This window comes from Rhodococcus sp. IEGM 1318, assembly GCF_033142465.1.
GTDB classification, from domain to species: Bacteria; Actinomycetota; Actinomycetes; order Mycobacteriales; family Mycobacteriaceae; genus Rhodococcus_F; species Rhodococcus_F qingshengii_B.
Genome location: NZ_JAWLSC010000043.1, coordinates 1 through 2,766, shown reverse-complemented (window position 1 = coordinate 2,766; position 2,766 = coordinate 1). Strand labels below are relative to the sequence as shown.

2 rRNA genes (1 of these 2 only partly in view) are annotated in these 2,766 nt (G+C 55.6%); both read left to right on the top strand.

From position 1 onward, the window contains the following. A 23S ribosomal RNA gene (locus R4P65_RS32880) occupies positions 1 to 2,492 on the top strand (it extends 165 nt beyond the left edge of the window). Between the two features lie 155 nt (positions 2,493 to 2,647). Then, positions 2,648 to 2,764: ribosomal RNA gene (gene rrf, locus R4P65_RS32875) — 5S ribosomal RNA — on the top strand. Positions 2,765 to 2,766 lie beyond the last annotated feature (2 nt).

Genomic DNA, 2,766 nt, shown 5'->3' with positions numbered 1-2,766 from the left:
TGTTGGGGGTGATGGCGTGCCTTTTGAAGAATGAGCCTGCGAGTTAGTGGCATGTCGCGAGGTTAACCCGTGTGGGGTAGCCGTAGCGAAAGCGAGTCCGAATAGGGCGATCGTAGTGGCATGCTCTAGACCCGAAGCGGAGTGATCTACCCATGGCCAGGTTGAAGCGACGGTAAGACGTCGTGGAGGACCGAACCCACTTAGGTTGAAAACTGAGGGGATGAGTTGTGGGTAGGGGTGAAAGGCCAATCAAACTCCGTGATAGCTGGTTCTCCCCGAAATGCATTTAGGTGCAGCGTCGCGTGTTTCTCACCGGAGGTAGAGCTACTGGATGGTCTAGGGGGCCCACAAGCTTACCGAAATCAGCCAAACTCCGAATGCCGGTGAGTGAGAGCGCGGCAGTGAGACTGCGGGCGATAAGGTTCGTAGTCGAGAGGGAAACAGCCCAGATCGCCAGCTAAGGTCCCTAAGCGTGTACTAAGTGGAAAAGGATGTGGGGTCGCGAAGACAACCAGGAGGTTGGCTTAGAAGCAGCCACCCTTGAAAGAGTGCGTAATAGCTCACTGGTCAAGTGATCCTGCGCCGACAATGTAGCGGGGCTCAAGTACACCACCGAAGCTGCGGCATTCACACAATAGCCCCCCTTCACTCTGCGGAGTGTTGGGCAGGTGTGTGGATGGGTAGGGGAGCGTCGTGTGGCCATGGAAGCGGCAGGGTGACCTAGCCGTGGAGGCCACACGAGTGAGAATGCAGGCATGAGTAGCGAAAGACGAGTGAGAAACTCGTCCGCCGAATGACCAAGGGTTCCTGGGCCAGGTTAATCCGCCCAGGGTGAGTCGGGACCTAAGACGAGGCCGACAGGCGTAGCCGATGGACAACGGGTTGATATTCCCGTACCCGTGTGAACGCGCCCATGGTGAATCAGTGATACTAACCATCCTGAAGCCACGAGAAGACCTTCGGGTCTCGAGTTGGTGGATGCATGGGACCTGATCTGGTAGTAGCCAAGCGATGGGGTGACGCAGGAAGGTAGCTGAGCCAGTCAGTGGTAATACTGGTGTAAGCGTGTAGGGCGTGACCTAGGCAAATCCGGGTCGCATACAAGCCTGAGACGTGATGCGTAGCCGATTGAGGCGAATTCAGTGATCCTATGCTGCCGAGAAAAGCCTCTAGCGAGCTTTCACACGGCCCGTACCCCAAACCGACACAGGTGGTCAGGTAGAGAATACTAAGGCGATCGAGATAACTATGGTTAAGGAACTCGGCAAAATGCCCCCGTAACTTCGGGAGAAGGGGGGCCCTGTCTGGTGACGACATTTACTGTCTGAGCTGGGTGGGGCCGCAGAGACCAGTGAGAAGCGACTGTTTACTAAAAACACAGGTCCGTGCGAAGTCGTAAGACGATGTATACGGACTGACGCCTGCCCGGTGCTGGAAGGTTAAGAGGACCGGTTAGTTCTTCGGAGCGAAGCTGAGAATTTAAGCCCCAGTAAACGGCGGTGGTAACTATAACCATCCTAAGGTAGCGAAATTCCTTGTCGGGTAAGTTCCGACCTGCACGAATGGCGTAACGACTTCTCAGCTGTCTCAACCGTAGACTCGGCGAAATTGCATTACGAGTAAAGATGCTCGTTACGCGCGGCAGGACGAAAAGACCCCGGGACCTTCACTACAGCTTGGTATTGGTGTTCGGTTCGGTTTGTGTAGGATAGGTGGGAGACTGTGAAACGGTGACGCCAGTTATCGTGGAGTCGTTGTTGAAATACCACTCTGATCGAATTGGACCTCTAACCTCGGACCATGATCTGGTTCAGGGACAGTGCCTGGTGGGTAGTTTAACTGGGGCGGTTGCCTCCCAAAATGTAACGGAGGCGCCCAAAGGTTCCCTCAGCCTGGTTGGCAATCAGGTGTCGAGTGCAAGTGCACAAGGGAGCTTGACTGTGAGACTGACAGGTCGAGCAGGGACGAAAGTCGGGACTAGTGATCCGGCACCGGCAAGTGGAAGCGGTGTCGCTCAACGGATAAAAGGTACCCCGGGGATAACAGGCTGATCTTCCCCAAGAGTCCATATCGACGGGATGGTTTGGCACCTCGATGTCGGCTCGTCGCATCCTGGGGCTGGAGTAGGTCCCAAGGGTTGGGCTGTTCGCCCATTAAAGCGGCACGCGAGCTGGGTTTAGAACGTCGTGAGACAGTTCGGTCTCTATCCGCCGCGCGCGTTAGAAACTTGAGGAAGGCTGTCCCTAGTACGAGAGGACCGGGACGGACGAACCTCTGGTGTGCCAGTTGTTCCGCCAGGAGCACCGCTGGTTAGCTACGTTCGGAAGGGATAACCGCTGAAAGCATCTAAGCGGGAAGCCTGTTCCAAGATGAGGTTTCTCACCCCCTCGAGGGGGTAAGGCCCCCGGCAGACCACCGGGTTGATAGGCCAGAACTGGAAGTCCGGTAACGGATGCAGGTGACTGGTACTAATAGGCCGAGGACTTACCACAAAGAAGCTACGCGTCCACTGTGCGGTATCTGAAACAACACACAGATACTGATGAGAAACATGATTTCTCCATCCCCCACCACCAACACATATTGGTGGTAGCGGGTGGTGAAACCAGGTGATCAAAAGTTGGTTACTGTGACAGTTTCATAGAGTTACGGCGGTCATAGCGAAGGGGAAACGCCCGGTCCCATTCCGAACCCGGAAGCTAAGCCCTTCAGCGCCGATGGTACTGCACTCGACAGGGTGTGGGAGAGTAGGACACCGCCGAACAC